This window comes from Streptomyces sp. NPDC056128 (genome assembly GCF_042263835.1).
Taxonomy (GTDB): domain Bacteria; phylum Actinomycetota; class Actinomycetes; order Streptomycetales; family Streptomycetaceae; genus Streptomyces.
Map to the genome: position 1 here is coordinate 13,060 of NZ_JBHJVQ010000039.1, position 16,621 is coordinate 29,680.

At 72.7% G+C, this 16,621-nt stretch carries 14 protein-coding genes; 3 read left to right on the top strand and 11 right to left on the bottom strand.

What is annotated here, in order from left to right:
• Positions 1-2 precede the first annotated feature (2 nt).
• Entirely contained in the window at positions 3-1,634 is a 1,632-nt protein-coding gene (locus tag ACFC1X_RS37130) for a TerD family protein (RefSeq protein ID WP_376363010.1), read from the bottom strand.
• Positions 1,635-1,770: 136 nt separating this feature from the next.
• Positions 1,771-2,367 (bottom strand): M48 family metallopeptidase, encoded by a 597-nt coding sequence (locus ACFC1X_RS37135; protein WP_376363013.1) that lies wholly within the window; start codon positions 2,365-2,367, stop codon positions 1,771-1,773.
• A 257-nt stretch (positions 2,368-2,624) separates the two neighbouring features.
• Between ACFC1X_RS37135 and ACFC1X_RS37140 the strand changes: the two genes are divergently transcribed.
• Positions 2,625-3,839 (top strand): TOMM precursor leader peptide-binding protein, encoded by a 1,215-nt coding sequence (locus ACFC1X_RS37140; RefSeq protein ID WP_376363016.1) that lies wholly within the window; start codon positions 2,625-2,627, stop codon positions 3,837-3,839.
• A complete protein-coding gene (locus tag ACFC1X_RS37145; protein ID WP_376363019.1) occupies positions 3,832-5,247 on the top strand; it encodes an ABC1 kinase family protein in 1,416 nt (471 codons plus the stop codon). Before ACFC1X_RS37140 ends, ACFC1X_RS37145 begins: the two co-directional genes overlap by 8 nt.
• A gap of 108 nt (positions 5,248-5,355) precedes the next feature.
• On the opposite strand, the gene ACFC1X_RS37150 is transcribed toward ACFC1X_RS37145, so the two are convergent.
• The 4 genes from ACFC1X_RS37150 to ACFC1X_RS37165 form a co-directional block, all read right to left on the bottom strand.
• The gene (locus tag ACFC1X_RS37150) at positions 5,356-5,679 is read right to left on the bottom strand and encodes a hypothetical protein (protein ID WP_161327923.1); all 324 of its coding nucleotides are present in this window, start codon (positions 5,677-5,679) and stop codon (positions 5,356-5,358) included.
• Positions 5,676-6,044, bottom strand: a complete 369-nt coding sequence (locus ACFC1X_RS37155) for a WhiB family transcriptional regulator (RefSeq protein ID WP_064729724.1) — start codon at positions 6,042-6,044, stop codon at positions 5,676-5,678. The genes ACFC1X_RS37150 and ACFC1X_RS37155 overlap by 4 nt, the downstream gene beginning before the upstream one ends.
• A gap of 175 nt (positions 6,045-6,219) precedes the next feature.
• Positions 6,220-6,552, bottom strand: coding sequence for a hypothetical protein (locus ACFC1X_RS37160; RefSeq protein WP_376363024.1), 333 nt, complete (start codon positions 6,550-6,552; stop codon positions 6,220-6,222).
• 164 nt (positions 6,553-6,716) lie between these two features.
• Positions 6,717-8,918: an ATP-dependent DNA helicase UvrD2 gene (locus ACFC1X_RS37165; protein ID WP_376363027.1), complete on the bottom strand. Its 2,202-nt coding sequence runs from the start codon at positions 8,916-8,918 to the stop codon at positions 6,717-6,719.
• Positions 8,919-9,105: 187 nt separating this feature from the next.
• Here ACFC1X_RS37165 and ACFC1X_RS37170 point away from each other — a divergent pair, with 187 nt between their 5' ends.
• Positions 9,106-9,363 (top strand): mycoredoxin, encoded by a 258-nt coding sequence (locus ACFC1X_RS37170; RefSeq protein WP_122616113.1) that lies wholly within the window; start codon positions 9,106-9,108, stop codon positions 9,361-9,363.
• Positions 9,364-9,434: 71 nt separating this feature from the next.
• On the opposite strand, the gene ACFC1X_RS37175 is transcribed toward ACFC1X_RS37170, so the two are convergent.
• The 5 genes from ACFC1X_RS37175 to ACFC1X_RS37195 form a co-directional block, all read right to left on the bottom strand.
• On the bottom strand, positions 9,435-10,199 hold the full coding sequence (locus tag ACFC1X_RS37175; RefSeq protein WP_376363030.1) for a cation transporter: 765 nt from the start codon (positions 10,197-10,199) through the stop codon (positions 9,435-9,437).
• The gene (locus tag ACFC1X_RS37180) at positions 10,199-10,534 is read right to left on the bottom strand and encodes an ArsR/SmtB family transcription factor (protein ID WP_376363033.1); all 336 of its coding nucleotides are present in this window, start codon (positions 10,532-10,534) and stop codon (positions 10,199-10,201) included. Before ACFC1X_RS37180 ends, ACFC1X_RS37175 begins: the two co-directional genes overlap by 1 nt.
• An 89-nt stretch (positions 10,535-10,623) precedes the next feature.
• Positions 10,624-11,568 carry an NAD(+) diphosphatase gene (gene nudC / locus ACFC1X_RS37185; protein ID WP_376363036.1) on the bottom strand — a complete coding sequence of 315 codons (945 nt, stop codon included), beginning with the start codon at positions 11,566-11,568 and terminating at the stop codon, positions 10,624-10,626.
• Positions 11,569-11,642: 74 nt separating this feature from the next.
• Positions 11,643-13,055 (bottom strand): dipeptidase, encoded by a 1,413-nt coding sequence (locus ACFC1X_RS37190; protein WP_376363039.1) that lies wholly within the window; start codon positions 13,053-13,055, stop codon positions 11,643-11,645.
• Between the two features lie 10 nt (positions 13,056-13,065).
• A complete protein-coding gene (locus tag ACFC1X_RS37195) occupies positions 13,066-16,575 on the bottom strand; it encodes a UvrD-helicase domain-containing protein (protein ID WP_376363042.1) in 3,510 nt (1,169 codons plus the stop codon).
• Positions 16,576-16,621: the final 46 nt, after the last annotated feature.

Below are 16,621 nucleotides of genomic sequence, written 5' to 3' on the forward strand. Positions count from 1 at the left end.
CCTCAGATCTCGTACGGCTGGACGACGACGAAGCTGCCGGGCGCCGCCCGGAACTGGAGGTTGACGCTCTCGCCGGTGTCGCCCGCGTAGGAGTTGCGGCGCATCCGCACCTGGCTGGAGACGACGACCTGGGCGGCGGCGGACCACGCGACCACCGCGTTGCAGTCGGCGAACGTCGTGGGCGTGACCGGCAGTACGACGGGCACACCGTGCGTCTTGACGACGATCGTGCCGGTGCCCTGGAACTGCATGGTGAACAGCGCGCCACCGGGGATGCCGTGCCCCTCGATGCGGCGGACCTCGTACTGGAGGCTCTCGTCGAAGGCCAGGACGTTCTCCGCGGAGACGCACACGGCGTCGCCCTGGAGCTCGATGGGGTGCAGCATCGCGGAGTTGTCCGCGAGGAAGACCTGTCCCTTGCCGGTACAGCGCATGAGCTGCATCTCCTGGCCGGTCGCGTTGCCCACGACCCGCCCGGCGAACCCGGCGCCCTTGTAGCTGAAGTCGACCTTGCCCTGGTAGAGCACCATGCTGCCCTGCCGCGCCAGCACCGGCTGGCCTTCGGCGCCGAGGTCGACGCGGACCAGCTTCTTGTTCTGCTGGGTCCAGCGCTGCCCGGTCGCCGTCTCGCGGAACTGCTGGAGCGCCGCGGTGACGCCGGCGCCCTGCGGCGCGGCCGAGGGCATCCCCTGGGGTGCGCCCTGGGGGGCCTGCTGGCCGTAGCCCGGGGGCGGGGTGGGCTGGCCGTAGCCGGGCGGCGGGGGCGGGGCTTGGGGTGGCTGGCCGTAGCCGGGGGGCAGGGGTGCCGTCTGGCCGGGGACCTGGCCGTACTGCGGCGCGGGCGCCGGGGCCGGTGGCGGTACCGGGGCGCCGCCGGGCGGCGTGTTCACGGGCGCGACGATGGTCTGCGCGGCGTGCACGTCCGGGGCGAAGCCCTGCGGCGCGGGCTGCGCGGGGGCGGGTGCCGGCGCCGGTGCGGATGCTGGTGCTGGTGCTGGTGCGGCGGGGGCGCCGAAGGCCGGCGGGGCCGAAGCCTGGGCGGGCGGCGCGAAGCCGGGGGCGGCGCCGGTCTGCGGCTGCTGCGCCTGCGGCTCGGGCGCCTCCTCCTCGGCCACCTCGCCGCCGAAGTTGCGCAGCAGCGCGTCCAGCCCGCCGTCGAAGCCCTGTCCGACGGCAGCGAAGCGCCACACGTCCTTCAGATAGAAGTCGCCCAGCATCACCGCGCGCTCGGTGGAGAACTCGGAGCCGCTGAACGGGTACCGGGCCACCTCCTCGCCGCCCGCGACGATCCGGATGTAACCGGGCCCGACCTGCGACATCTGTCCCGCGCCGTCGATCGTCGCCGTGAAGGACAGCTTCTGGATGCCCTGCGGAATCCTGTCGAGGGTGACCCGGAAGGACTCCGTGTCACCCGCCTGCGCACCCAGGAGCTGGATGGACTCCTCGGGGGTCTTCGGTTGGTTGAAGAACACGAAGTACCGGTCGTCCGACAACCGCTCCTCGGCGTCGAGACCGAAGCAGCTGATGTCGAAGCTCAGTCCGGGGCCGGAGATCTGCACGCCTACGTACAGATCCGTGCCCGCGGTGAGGTCACTGATCCTGGCCTTGTGGCCGCGTTGAAATTCCCTGGCCATGCGTTTCGACCGTCCCCCATCCGAATGTGAGTGCGTCGCGACAGGCTAACGGCAAAGCCCGACACCGGAGGAAGTCGGTACAGACCCGGTACGAAACCCGTGCGCCGCCGTGTCGGAGGCCCGACCGGGGGACCGGCTACTCGTTGCGGGCGCCGGGTACGTGCGGCAGCCGCTCCGCCGCGACCACGCCCTCCAGGTAGCCCCGCGCCCGCTCTGTGCGCGGATACGCCTCCAGCAGCCGCCAGAACCGGGGCCCGTGGCCGGGGACGAGCAGGTGCGCCAGTTCGTGGAGCAGGACGTAGTCGACGACGTACTCGGGCATGCCCTGGAGGCGGTGCGACAACCGGATGCTTCCCTCGGAGGGGGTACAGGAGCCCCAGCGGGTGTTCTGGTTGGTGACCCATCGGACCGTGGTGGGCCGGGCCCGCCCCTCGAAGTACTGGCCCGACAGCCGCTGCGCGCGCTCGGCCAGCTCGGCGTCGCCGAGGACCCGCTTGCTCTCCTGGGCGGCCAGCTTGTCCAGCATCACGCTCACCCAGCGTTGCTCCTCCGCCTCGGACATGCGGGCGGGGATCAGCACGACGGTGCGATCGCCTTCGCGGTACGCGGAGACCGTCCGGCGGCGCCGGGTGCTCCTGCGGACCTCGATCGCGCTCGTCCCCGAGCCGTTCAGCGGCGGATTCGTGGGCGTGCGCTGGGGCGCCCCGGCACGGTGCAGTGGGTCGGCGGACACGCCACGACGTTACCCGCTGCACACGGGGAAGTCCCGGCTCCGGGACGGTTCGGTGCCGATCCGCCGCCCCTCCTTCGAGAGGACTGCGATGGACGGCCGAGTTGTACGCCGAGATGGCCGTCGGACTTGTACGACGAATACCCACCGCCTGTGGACAACTTTCGCCGCCTCTTCGCGCGGCCGGGCATGCTGGCACTCGTCGGCGGATCCACGACCGACCGCATGCCCGCACATTCGAAGATCACGGGGGATCCGGAATGCATCCGATGGTGAAGCCCGCGCTCCGGCGCGGCTGGCGCGATCTGAACACCGTGCAGTTCGGGATGACGCCGGCGCACGCGCTGACGCTCGCCCCGGTGGACACGGCGACGGGCAGCTTCCTCGAACTGCTCAACGGCACCCGCGGACCGAAGCTCCTGCGCGAGGAGGGGCACCGCATGGACCTGCCGGAGGGGCATGTCGACCGGGTGGTGGAGCGACTGGCGCGGGCCGGGCTGCTGGACGACTCCCGGGGCGGCGGACCGGCCGCCGACGCCCTGCGGGAGAAGAAGGAGGTCCTCGACCGGCTCCGCCCCGACCTGGCCTCCCTGTCCCTGACCACCTCCGAACCGGGGGACGCGATCAGACACCTGGCGGCCCGCCGCGCCCTGCGGGTGAGTGTGAGAGGTGCGGGACGGGTGGGCGCGGTACTCGCCGGACTGCTGTCGGGGGCGGGGATCGGCGACGTCGACGTCCGCGACGGCGGACGCGTCGAGCCGTGGGACGTCGCCCCGGGCGGGCTGCCCGCCGACTCCGTCGGCGACCGGCGGGACGAGGCCGCCCGTCGGGTGGTGCGCCGGGCCGCCCCCGACCGGCCGCCGCGACGCGGCCCAGCGCCGCCGTCCGAAGCGGACACTCCGGGCTTCTCCCTGGTGATCGTCACCCCACGCGACGACGTCGCGGTGCACACGCCCGATCCCGTCGCGGCCGAGTCCCTCATGGCCTCCGGCACACCCCACCTGTACGCCGGGGTCGTGGAGGGGACGGGTGTCGTCGGCCCCCTGGTCCTGCCCGGCGAGACCGGGTGCGCGGGCTGTCTGCACGCGGAGCGCGCCGACCGGGATCCGGCCTGGCCCCGCCTGGTGGCCCAGTGGCGCTCCGGCCGCCGGCCCGAGGTGCGGCCCTGCGACCTCACCCTCGCGGCGACCGTCGCCGGACTCGCGGCGGCCCACGCGCTCGCCTTCCTGGACGGCGGGAGCCCGTCGAGCACCGGCGTCCGCTGGGAGGTCTCGCTGCCCGGTCTGCGCTGGCAGTCCCGTCCGGTCCGGGCCCACCCCGAGTGCCCGTGCGGAGCGGCGGGGAAGGGTAAGGAGGAACACATCGCCGAGGACGGGGAGTGGCGCGCGACAATGGCGGGGCAAGGGCCGTCAGCAGGAGTACGCCGTGAGGCGCAACCCGCGCGGCCGGCTGCGACTTGGAGGGCTCATGTCTGATCTTCCCCGCAAGGCGGTCACCCGGACCGCCAAGCTCGCCGCGCTCCCGCTCGGCTTCGCCGGGCGGGCCACCTGGGGGCTCGGCAAGCGGATCGTGGGCGAGTCGGCGGAGCTCGTCGGCCAGCAGTTGCAGCAGCGCACCGCGGAGCAGTTGTTCAAGGTGCTGGGCGAGCTGAAGGGCGGGGCGATGAAGTTCGGGCAGGCGCTGTCCGTCTTCGAGTCGGCGCTGCCCGAGGAGGTCGCCGGGCCCTACCGGGCGGCGCTGACCAAACTCCAGGAGGCGGCGCCGCCGATGCCGACGCGCACCGTGCACGCCGTGCTCGCGGAACACCTCGGGGAGAGCTGGCAGGACCTGTTCCTGGAGTTCGAGGACAAGCCCGCCGCGGCCGCCTCGATCGGCCAGGTGCACCGGGGGGTGTGGCACGACGGCCGCGAGGTGGCGGTCAAGGTGCAGTACCCGGGCGCGGGCGAGGCTCTGCTGTCGGACCTCAACCAGCTCAGCCGTTTCGCCCGCCTGCTCGGCCCGCTGGTCCCCGGCATGGACGTCAAACCGCTGATCACGGAGCTGAAGGACCGGGTCTCGGAGGAGCTGGACTACGACCTGGAGGCGCAGGCCCAGCGGATCCACGCCGAGGAGTTCGCGGACGACCCGGACATCCTGGTGCCGGACGTCGTCCACCAGTGCGACCAGGTACTGATCACCGAGTGGATCGACGGCATCCCGATGTCGGAGATCATCTCGGACGGCACGCAGGAGCAGCGCGACCGCGCCGGACAGTTGCTGGCCCACTTCCTCTTCTCCGGCCCGGCGCGCACCGGGCTCCTGCACGCCGACCCGCACCCGGGCAATTTCCGCCTGCTGCCCGGCGGCCCGGACGGCGAGGACGACTGGCGTCTGGGCGTCATGGACTTCGGCACCGTCGACCGGCTCCCGGGCGGTCTGCCCGAGCCCATCGGGGAGGCCCTGCGGATGACGCTGGACGGTGAGGCGGACGCCGTCTACGAGATGCTCTGCACGGAGGGGTTCGTCAGGGAGTCGATAGAGCTGGACCCCGACGCCGTCCTGGACTACCTCCTGCCGATCATCGAGCCGGCCCGGGTCGACGAGTTCACCTTCACCCGTGGCTGGATGCGGAGTCAGGCGGCCCGCATCGGCGACCCCCGCTCCCCCGCGTACCAGCTGGCCAAGCAGCTGAATCTGCCGCCGTCCTACCTCCTGATCCACCGAGTGACGTTGAGCACCATCGGGGTGCTGTGCCAGCTGGGAGCGACGGTCCGGCTGCGCGACGAGCTGGCCGACTGGCTGGTGGGCTTCGTCCCCGAGGAGGAGACGGACGACGAGGAAGCCGCGGCCGTCGAGGACGCGTACGAGGAGTACGAGGAGGAGGAGAAGGCGGCGGAGGCCTGAGCCGCCCGCGCCGAACGGACCGTGGGGGCCGGTCCGTTCGGACGGACCGGCCCCCATGGGCAGAGCTTCGTCTCCCGGGTCGGGAGACCACCGCTTCAGGTGTGTCGGTTACTGCATGACCGCCATGGCGAGCGCACGCCGGGCACGCATCGAGGCGCGCTCCGCCCGGCGCTGCATGCGGCGAGCGGTCGCCAGGCGCATCGCCCGGCGCTCCTGCTCCGCCTCGATCAGGCGGTCGTGCATATGCGCACGTGCCAGGGCTTCTGGGATGAGTTGCATTTCGCGGGTCCTGTTCTGACGCGAGTCCTTCGCGCCGGTGGTGGTGAAGTCTTCAGGCGCGGAGCCTGCGGTGTCGTGGGGGGACGGCTTCATCGGGGCCTGCTTCTGGGGGTCGTACGTGAGGGGGCGGTCGATCGTTCCGGTGATGTTCATGCCGAAACCGGGTTCTTGCGCGGGCGACCGCGGGGCCGCTTCCGGGCGACGACGACACCCTGGACGAACAGCTCGCCGCCCCAGACGCCCCAGGGCTCACGCCGCTCCTTGGCACCGGCGAGGCAGGCCTCGACCAACGGGCAGGTGCGGCAGAGGGACTTGGCGTACTCGACGTCCGCCGGCGACTCGGCGAAGAAGACCTCCGGGTCGTAGGAACGGCAGGGGACGGGCACGCCGAGGTTCTCGATGGCGTCGTCGAGCGCGGTGAGCGCGGTGAGCGGGGTCAAGGTGGAGTCCTCCGTGGAACAGGGCTTGGGGATCGTGTCGGAAGGCGGTACGGACGGGGCGTGCGCTTCGAGTTGCACGGGTGGTCTTCCTCGTCTGGTCGTTCCGGCCGGTTGGCCGGTTGGCGGCTTGGTACCGGGTTCTTTTCTTGTCCCGAGGCTCCTTCGTGCTGTCGTCCCCGTTCGGGGACAAACAGAAGGGCCGCGGATCCCGGGTGGGGTTCCGCGGCCCTGAAGGCGCCGGCCTGATCGACGATCAGGCTGGATCACTCCAGGGTTCTGGCCCACGGAAGGCCCACATCTGGTGGTGCTGCGTCGTCTGCTTCCGGAATCCGGCACCGGTCGCGGTAAAGGCATAGGCCTGCGCCTGTGCCGTTACAGCTGCTTCCAGTGCCTTGGTCGGTCGCTCATTGCGCTCACGGACGGGAAGGCCCGCGGGGGCAATGGAGGAGGCGGCCGGACGCACGGCACGGAGGCCGGACAGACCGGTGCCCGAGTTCGAGGCGTCGAGGATGCACAGGGAGACGGCCGAGCGATCGGTCATTTTGGCGGTGAAGCCGACGGTGCTGCTGGTGTTGATGCTGATCACTGGACTCGCCTCCTCTCGGCGTCTCGGGGGACTGGGATGAACCAGTCCGTGTATATGCAAGTACAACACGGAGTCAGGGCCTTCGGGAAGGCCGCTGTTCCCGTGACCAAGAACCTATGGGGATTCCCGGGGCATGCGCAAACTATTTTCTCGACGAGTTTGTATCAGTCGCCCTCGTCCAGCCCCACTCCCTCTTGACCTGCGCAGATGGCCAGGACGTCGGCTCCGTAGCGGTTGAGCTTGCGCGCTCCGACCCCCGGGATCCGGGCCAGCTCGCGCTCGTCCTCGGGGACGGACTCGGCGATCGCCATCAGTGTCTTGTCGGTGAAGACGCAGAACGCGGGCTGCCCGCTGCGCCCCGCCTGGACCGCCCGCCACTCGCGCAGCCGCTCGTAGACGCCCTCGTCCATGTCGGACGGGCAGTCCTCGCAGCGCATCAGTTTCATCTCGCCGGCGTCGGTGAGCGTGCGCCCGCAGACCCGGCAGCGGGCCGGCGTCCGCGGTGTCCGTCTCGGGACGGCGGCCGCGACGCCGCCTCCTCCGCGTCCGCGCTCGACTCCTCCGGTGCCGCCCGCCGCGGTCTGCCCGCCCGCCGTGCCGGAGCCGGGCCGCAGGCCCTTGAGGAAGCGGCTGGGCCGACGGCTCGGCCTGCCGCCGGGCGAGCGGGCCAGTGCCCAGGAGAGGTGCAGGCGTTCGCGCGCGCGGGTGACACCGACGTAGAGCAGGCGGCGCTCCTCCTCGATCTGCTCGTCGGTCTTTGCGTAGGTGATCGGCATCATTCCCTCAGCGACGCCCACCAGGAAGACGACGTCCCACTCCAGGCCCTTGGCCGAGTGCAGGGAGGCGAGGGTGACGCCCTGCACCGTGGGGGCGTGCTGGGCGCCCGCCCGCTCGTCGAGTTCCACGATCAGGTCGCTCAGCGTGACGCCCGCTCTGGCGGCGGCGAAGTCCTGGGCGAGTCCGACCAGGGCGGCCAGCGACTCCCAGCGTTCCCGGACGGCGCCCGACCCGGCCGGGGGCTCCGAGGTCCAGCCCTCCCCCGACAGCACCGCGCGCACCTGCGAGGGCAGGTCGACGACGTCGTCCAGGAGGGAGTCGTTGCCGCCGAAGCGGGCCGCCGCCCGCAGGGCGCTGTGGGCCTTGCGCACTTCAGGGCGGTCGAAGAAGCGCTCCGCGCCCCGCAACTGGTACGGGACACCGGCGTCGGCGAGGGCCTGTTCGTAGGTCTCCGACTGGGAGTTGGTGCGGAACAGGACCGCGATCTCGGCGGCGGGAACGCCCGCGTCGACGAGTTCGCGGATGCGGCGGGCGGCGCCCTCGGCCTCGGCCGGCTCGTCCGGGTACTCGGTGTAGGCGGGTTCGGGGCCGACCGGTCGCTGGGAGACCAGTTCCAACCGGTGGTCGGCGGCCCGGCCCCGGGCCTGGGCCAGCAGTCCGTTGGCGAGGTGGACCACCTGGGGGGTGGAGCGGTAGTCGCGGACCAGTTTGACGACGGTGGCACCCGGGTGCCGGCCGCGGAAGTCGAGCAGGTGGTCGGGCGTTGCTCCCGTGAACGAATAGATCGTCTGGCTGGCGTCGCCGACCACGCACAGGTCGTCGCGGTCGCCGAGCCACAGCTCCAGCAGGCGCTGCTGAAGCGGGCTGACGTCCTGGTACTCGTCCACCACGAAGTGCTGGTACTGGGCGCGGACCTGGTCGGCGACGTCGTGCCGGTCCTGCAGGACGGCCACCGTCAGCAGCAGCACGTCCTCGAAGTCGATGACTCCGCGACCGCGCTTGAGGTCCTCGTAGGCGGCGTAGAGCTGGGCGATCTCCGCCGGGTCGCGGGGTGTCTCGCGACCGGCCTTGGCGGCCGCGGCGGCGTAGTCGGCGGGGACGGTCTGGGTCACCTTGGACCACTCGATCTCCGCGGTGGCGTCGCGCAGCTCACCCCGGTCGAGGCGGATACGGCAGGCGGCGGCCGCGTCGGCGACGAGCTGGATCTTGCGGTCGACGAGCCTGGGCAGGGAGCCGCCGATCGCTTTCGGCCAGAAGTACTGGAGCTGGCGCAGCGCCGCCGAGTGGAACGTGCGGGCCTGGACACCGGAGGCGCCGAGCTGGCGCAGCCGGCCCCGCATCTCCCCCGCGGCGCGGTTGGTGAAGGTGACGGCGAGCACGCTGGTGGGCTGGAGGATCCCGGCGCGCACCCCGTAGGCGATGCGGTGGGTGATCGCCCGGGTCTTGCCCGTGCCGGCGCCCGCCAGCACGCACACCGGTCCGCGCAGGGCGGTCGCCACCTCGCGCTGCTCGGGGTCGAGCCCTTCGAGCACCGCGTCGGCCGAGTCCGGTACCTGCGGGAAGAGGGTGGAGTGCGTTGCTGCTGTCACACCGCCATGCTGCCAGGTCTCGCGGGACGGGTGAGTCGGTTGTCCACAGGCACGCTCCGATAGTCGTACCCATGCGGATGCGACAGCCTCGCGGGGTGGGAATGGTGGCGCCGCCGCGGACGTTCCCCTCCTGCGACCTCATCCCCGAGCCGCCGGATCCCCGAGTCGCCGAAGGAGCGCGAGAGACATGCCGGGCACTGTGACGATGTACAGCACCACGTGGTGCGGCTACTGCCGTCGGCTGAAGAGCCAGATGGACCGCGAGGGCATCGCGTACACCGAGATCAACATCGAGCACGACCCGGACTCCGCGGCCTTCGTGGAGAAGGCCAACGGCGGGAATCAGACGGTCCCCACGGTTCAGGTGATTCCCACCAACGGTGGCACCGAGGTCGTCATGACGAACCCGAGCCTCGCCCAGGTGAAGCAGGCACTGGGCGCCTGACCCCGCGAGACGCAGCCCCCGACCCGGCCTCGTGCCGGTCGGGGGCTGCGGTGCTTCGTGCGCTGGGCCGGTCAGGCGCAGCAGTCGCAGCCGGGGCGGCAGCCGCAGGCGTCGGCCGTGGGGCCGGCCTTGCCGTCGGACGTGCCGTCGGCCGTGCTGGCCGTGCTGGCCGTGCTGTCGGCGGCCAGGACCGACGCCGCCGAGGGTGCGCAGCATCCCTTCCCCCGCCACGCGTCGCGCCCTTCCTTGACCGCGACGGCCGCGATCACCAGCGCGGCAATCGGGTCGGCCCACGACCAGCCGAGGGTGGCGTTGAGGACGAGGCCGACGAGCAGTACTGCGGACAGGTACGTGCACAGCAGCGTCTGCTTGGAGTCCGCGACGGCCGAGGCGGAACCGAGTTCGCGCCCCGCGCGGCGCTGGGCGGCGGACAGGAACGGCATGATCGCCACGGAGAGCGCGGCCAGCACGATGCCGGGGACGGAGCGCTCGGCCTCCGCGTTCCCGGCGAGCGCCCGGACCGCTTCGACGCTCACGTAGGCGGCGAGGACGAAGAACGAGACGGCGATGATCCGCAGCGTGGTCCGCTCGCGGGCCTCGCGCACGGCGTGGTCGGTGGCGGAGAACTGCCAGGCGACGGCGGTGGCGGAGGAGACCTCGATGACCGAGTCCAGGCCGAAGCCGATCAGGGCGGTGGAGGACGCGAGCGTGCCGGCGGTGATGGCCAGGGCGGCCTCGACGACGTTGTAGGTGATGGTGGCCGCGACGAGCAGACGTATGCGCCGGGTGAGCGCGTCCCGGCGGGCCGGGGAGGGGCCGAGGGTGATCGCGGTCATCAGCAGCACCCCCGGTCCTCGGCGTCCGGACAGGTGCGGTCGGTCTCGACGGCCACCACGGCGGTGCGCAGGTCGTCCAGCGCGTGACCGAGGCGTTCGTCGGCCAGCTCGTAGCGGGTGCGGCGGCCGTCGGGGACGGTGACGACGAGGCCGCAGTCGCGCAGGCACGCCAGGTGGTTCGACAGCCGCGTACGGGAGACGCCGAGCGCGTCGGCGAGGTCGGCGGGGTACGCAGGGGCCTCACGCAGGGCGAGCAGGATGCGGCAGCGGATCGGGTCGGCGAGCGCGCGACCGAACCGGGCCAGCACGTCGATGTCGGAGGCAACAGTCAGCACCCGACGAAAGTACACGACTTCCTGAATTCAGGGAAGCGTGAACTCATCGGCCTCTCCACACCGCCCGGTCCGGGCCGCCGATCCCGCCCTCAGAACGCCGCGCGCGTCGGCAGTGGCCTGCCGTACCAGAGCTCGATGAGGCGGGCCGCGATCGAGATCCCGTAGGGCGGGAGCACCTCGCCCGACTCGAAGGCGGCGCCCAGTTCGTCGCGGGAGAACCAGCGCGCCTCGTGGATCTCGTCGCCGTCGACCTCGATGTCGGTCGACGTGGCGCGGGCCATGAAGCCGAGCATCAGGCTGGACGGGAAGGGCCAGGGCTGGCTGGCGACGTATTCGACGGGGCCGACGGTGACCCCGGCCTCCTCCTGGACCTCGCGGCGCACCGACTGCTCGATGGACTCGCCGGGCTCCACGAAGCCGGCGAGTGTGGAGAAACGGCCCTCGGGCCAGTGGACCTGGCGGCCGAGCAGTATGCGGTCGTCGTCGTCCGTGACGGCCATGATCACGGCGGGGTCGGTGCGCGGGTAGTGCTCGGCGCCGCAGGCGGGGCAGCGGCGGATGTGGCCGGCCGCGGCGATGACGGTGCGCTCGCCGCAGCGGGAGCAGAACCGGTGCAGGCGCTGCCAGTTCTCCAGGGCGACCGCGTGGACCATCAGGCCCGCGTCACGGGGGGCCAGGAGCAGCCCCGCCTCCCGCAGGCCCGCCGGGCGCGCCGACTGGTCCATGCGGCCGGGCAGGGAGTCCTTCTGGAGGGCGAAGTAGCTGACCCCGTCCTCGTCGGTGCCCAGGAAGTAGCGGTGCGCCTCGGTGAGCGGGGCCTCGAAGGAGGGGGTCATGACGAGTTCGGTGCGCCCGTCGGGCGTCTCGTCGATGAGGACCTGGCCGCCGGAGACCACGAAGCAGCGCGTCGAGGGGTGGCTCCACGCCGCCGCGAGCCAGGCCTCGTCGAGGCGGTGATGGGCGGCGCGGTCGATGCCGCTCGGAGCGGTGAGCGAGATGGGACGGTCGGCGGTGCGGTCGGTCCAGGTGGTCACGGGTGCTTCCAACTCCCCCGGTGAGCGGTTCGGTTCGGCAGGCGGGTTCGGCGGGTCGTACGGCGGCGGGGCGCTCAGGGTGCGTGGCGCCAGTGCTCCCCCAGGTCGCCCCACAGGTGGGCGGCGGTCTCCACGCCCTTGAGCAGCAGGTCCAGCTCCACCTTCTCGTCGGGTGCGTGCCAGCCGTCGGACGGGACGGAGATGCCGAGGAACAGCACCGGGGTGCCGAGCACCTCCTGGAGGTCGGCGGCCGGTCCGGAGCCGCCCTCCCGCGTGTAGCGGACCGGTTTCCCGAAGGCGAGGCCCATCGCGCGGGCCACCGACCGCAGCACCGGGTGGTCCAGCGGCGTCAGGCACGGGCGGGTGGCCGGGGCGAAGGCGATCTCGCAGCGGATCCCGGAGGGCACCTGTTCGGCGATCCACGCGCGGACGGCCTTTTCCACGTGCTCCGGTTCCTGGCCCGCGACCAGGCGGAAGGAGAGCTTCACCATGGCGGACGACGGGATGATCGTCTTGCTGCCCGGGCCCTGGTAGCCGCCGCCGATGCCGTTGACCTCGGCGGTGGGGCGGGCCCAGACGCGTTCCAGTGTGGTGTGGCCGGCCTCGCCGTGGGCCGCGTACGACTTGGCCGTGTCCAGCCACCGCCGTTCGTCGAAGGGCAGCTCGGCGAAGAGGTCGCGTTCCTCGTCGGTGAGTTCGATCACGCCGTCGTAGAAGCCGGGGATCGTCACGCGCGCGTGCTCGTCGTGCAGGGCCGCCACCAGGCGGGCGATCGCGGTGGCGGGGTTGGGGACCGCGCCGCCGAAGGAACTCGAGTGGATGTCCTGGTCGGGTCCGTGCAGCCGGATCTCGCACTCCGCGAGGCCGCGCATGCCGGTGCACACCGTGGGGGTGTCCTCGGACCACATGCCGGTGTCGGAGACGATCACCGCGTCGGCGGCGAGCCGGTCGGCGCGCTCCTCGACCAGGGCGCGGAAGTGCGGGGAGCCGGACTCCTCCTCGCCCTCGATGAGCAGCTTGAGGTTCACCGCGGGGGTGGTCCGGCCGGTCGCGGCCAGGTGGGCGCGGACGCCGAGTGTGTGGAAGAACACCTGCCCCTTGTCGTCCGCCGCCCCGCGCGCGTAGAGGCGGTTCTCGCGGACGACCGGTTCGAAGGGGTCGCTGCTCCAGCCGTCCTCGCGGGCGGCGGGCTGCACGTCGTGGTGGCCGTAGACGAGGATCGTCGGGGCCTGGGGGTCTCCGGAGGGCCACTCGGCGAAGACGGCCGGGGCGCCCGGGGTGGGCCAGACCTCGGCGGTCCCGAAGCCGGTCTCCTTCAGCTTGGCGGCGAGCCAGTCGGCGCTGCGGCGCACATCGGTCGCGTGGTCGGGCTGCGCGGACACCGACGGGATGCGCAGCCAGGCGACGAGGTCGTCGAGGAAGGCGGCACGGTGCTGCTCGATGTACGTACGGACAGCGCTGACAGCATTGTCAACGGGGTGGCTCATGCTCACGAGCCTATCGGCCCGCACGGACACCCCGATCGTGCGGTTCGTCACCGACCGGTTCGGCCAGCAGCAGGTTCTCCAGCGCGGCCCGGTCCGGCAGCCCGTCGGGCCGTACGACCTCCCCGGTGCGTACGTAGAGGAACGCGGCCGTCACCGACTCCAGCGGTACGTGCTGCTGCTCGGCCCAGGCGAGGCGGTAGAGCGCGAGCTGGAGCGGGTCCGCGGTGCGGGACCGGCTCGTCTTCCAGTCGACGATCTCGTACGTCGCCGTGGTGCCGTCGCCCTCCTTGTAGACGGCGTCGATGCGGCCGCGCACGACCCGGCCGGCGAGCGTGAGCTGGAACGGCGCCTCGACGCGGTGGGGGGTGCGGCGGGCGTACTCGGTCCGCTCGAAGGCCTCCTTGAGGAACTCCAGGTCCTGTTCGTCGGCGATCTCCGCGTCGTCGCCGGGCAGCTCCCCCGGTTCCAGCAGGGGGAGCGTCAGCGGTTCGAAGCGGGCCTCGACCCAGGCGTGGAACCGGGTGCCGCGGCGGGCGGCGGGCCGGGGCGGGCGGGGCATGGGGCGGGCCAGCTCCTGTGCGAAGGCGTCCGGGTCGGCCGCCAGGTCCAGCAGCTGGGAGGCGGTCAGCGACGCCGGGAGGGGCACCTCGGTGACGCTCTCGCGGGCGCGCAGCAGTTCGCCGGTGAGTGCGTCGAGGTCGCGGTCCCAGGAGGCGACGGTGCGGGACTCCTCCGGGGTGAGGCGGGCGGGGGCGTCCTGTGCGGGGCCGTGTCCGCCGGATGCGGGGCGGGGCAGGTCGGTACCGCCGGGCCGTCGCGGAGCGGTCGCCTGGTGCGGGACGGTGGGGCGGTCGGTGGTCCAGGAGTCCCAGTCGTCGGCCGGGTTCTCGGGCCCGCCGGGGTCCGCTTCTTCCAGGGGTGGCTCGTCCTCCAGGGGCGGCTCGTCGTCCTCGGGGGGTGGCGGCCAGTCCGGGTCGGCGTAGGTGTCCGGGTCGTGCGGGCCGGTGTCCTCCTGTGTGGCGAGGCGGTCCAGGTGGGCGAGGACGGTCTCGGCGGCGGTGCGGCGCCGGGCGAGGGCCTCGTCGTCCAGGGGCAGCGGCCAGACCTGGTCGGCGGTGGCCCGGTGCAGGGCCGGGTTCTCCTCGTCCTCGGCGGGTTCGTCCGCCCAGGCCTCGATCTCGCCGTGCCCGGCGGCGCAGTGCTCGTACAGGGCCGTGAGGAAGTCGGACGGCCCTCGGGGCTTCTTCTGGCTGGGTCCCCACCAGTGGCCGGAGCCGAGCAGCAGGGAGCGGGGGCGGGTGAAGGTGACGTAGCCGAGGCGGAGTTCCTCGGTGTGCTGATGCTCCTTCATGGCCTCGTGGAAGGCCTTCAGGCCGCGGGAGTCCCAGGACTCGACGTCGGGCAGGGTGTCGGAGTCGCCGCGCAGCCCGTGCGGGAGCACCTTGCCCTGGGCGGTCCACTTCTCGCGGCCCCGGCCGCTGGGGAAGGTGCCCGTGACCAGGCCGGGTACGGCGACCACGTCCCACTCCAGGCCCTTGGACCGGTGCGCGGTGAGCACCTTGACGGTGTTCTCGCCGCCGGGCAGGGCGTTGTCGAGGCCCTTCTCGTACTGGGCGGCGGTGCGCAGGAAACCGAGGAAGGCGAGCAGGGTTGCCTCGCCGTCGCTAGCGGCGAAGGAGGCGGCGACGTCCAGGAAGTTCGACAGGGTCTCGCGGCGTCGGGCGGCCAGGGCGTGCGGGGACGCCGACAGCTCGACCTCCAGCCCGGTGACGGCGAGGACCCGGTGCAGCACATCCATGAGGGGGTCGGACAGGGCCCGGCGCAGCTCCCGCAGCTCGGTGGCCAGCCGGGCGAACCGCACGCGCGCGTCCGGTGAGAAGGGCAGCCCGTCGTCGTCGCCGGTGCCGTCCAGCGGTGTCTCCAGGAAGGTGTCGAGCGCGTCGGCGAGCGATATCACCTCGGAGGGGTCGACTCCTTCGACGGCCTCGGCGAGCCTGCGGTCGGGGTCGTCGTCGCCGTCCACGCGCGCGTGGCTCACCAGACGCCGGGCGCGGCGGCCGAGGAGGGCGAGGTCGCGCGGGCCGACACGCCAGCGGGGGCCGGTGAGCAGCCGCACCAGGGAGGCGTTGGCGCCCGGGTCCTGGAGTACTTCGCAGACGGCGACCAGGTCGGCCACCTCGGGCAGGTGCAGCAGCCCGGAGAGGCCCACGACCTCGACGGGGACGTCCCGGGCCACCAGCGCGCCCTGGATCTCGGCGAAGTCGGTCGCGGTACGGCACAGGACGGCGATCTCCCCGGGCGCCTGCCCGGTGCGCACGAGGTGGGCGACGGAGTCGGCGATCCAGTCGATCTCCTCGGTGTGGGTGCGCAGCAGGGCGCAGCGGACGATGCCGTCGCGTTCGGCGCCGGGTGCGGGGCGCAGGGCCTCCACGCCCGCGTGCATGGCGCGCAGGGGCTCGGCGAGGCCGTTGGCGAGGTCGAGGAGTCTGCCGCCGCTGCGGCGGTTCTCGCTGAGCGCCTGCCGGGTGGCGGGGCGACCGTCCGCGTCCTCGAAGTGGGCGGGGAAGTCGTCGAGGTTGGCCACGGAGGCGCCGCGCCAGCCGTAGATCGCCTGGCAGGGGTCGCCGACGGCGGTCACGGGGTGGCCTGTGCCGCCGCCGAACAGGCCCGCCAGGAGGACGCGCTGGGCCACCGAAGTGTCCTGGTACTCGTCGAGCAGCACGACCCGGAACTCGTCGCGCAGGACGCGGCCCACCTCCGGGAGCCCGGCGAGCCGCGCGGAGAGGGCGATCTGGTCGCCGAAGTCCAGCAGGTCCCGTTCGCGTTTGGCGGCGCGGTAGCGGATCACCAGGCCGGCCAGTTCGCGCCGCGCGGCCGCGGCCTCGGGGACCTTGCGCAGCTCGGCGTTGCTGAGCCGGACCTCTTGGAGGGAGTCCAGGAGTCCGGCGTCCCAGGTGAGCAGTTCCTCGGGGCGTACGAGGTGCTCGGCGAGTTCGGAGTCGAGGTTGAGGAGGTCGCCGACCAGGTCCGGGACGGAGCGAGTGAGGGCGGGGTAGGGGCCCGGGGCCTCACGCAGCACCCGCGCGGCGAGCTGGTAGCGGGTGGCGTCGGCCAGGAGCCGGGAGGTCGGCTCCAGTCCGAGCCGCAGGCCGTGGTCGGTCAGGAGGCGGCCCGCGAAGGCGTGGTACGTCGAGATCACGGGTTCGCCCGGCGGGTGGTCCGGGTCGATCACGTCCGGGTCGGTGACGCCCGCGCGGATCAGGGCCTTGCGGACCCGCTCGGCGAGTTCGCCGGCCGCCTTGTTGGTGAAGGTGAGGCCGAGGACCTGCTCCGGGGCGACCTGGCCGGTGCCGACCAGCCACACCACGCGCGCCGCCATGACCGTGGTCTTTCCCGACCCGGCTCCGGCCACGATCACCTGCGGGGCGGGCGGCGCGACGATGCAGGCCGTCTGCTCCGGGGTGAAGGGGATCCCGAGGAGCTCCTTGAGCTGATCGGGATCGGTGAGATGGGCAGGCACGTCAGAGAGGCTAGCGGCGGCCACTGACAGCCGGTGCCGGACGGCC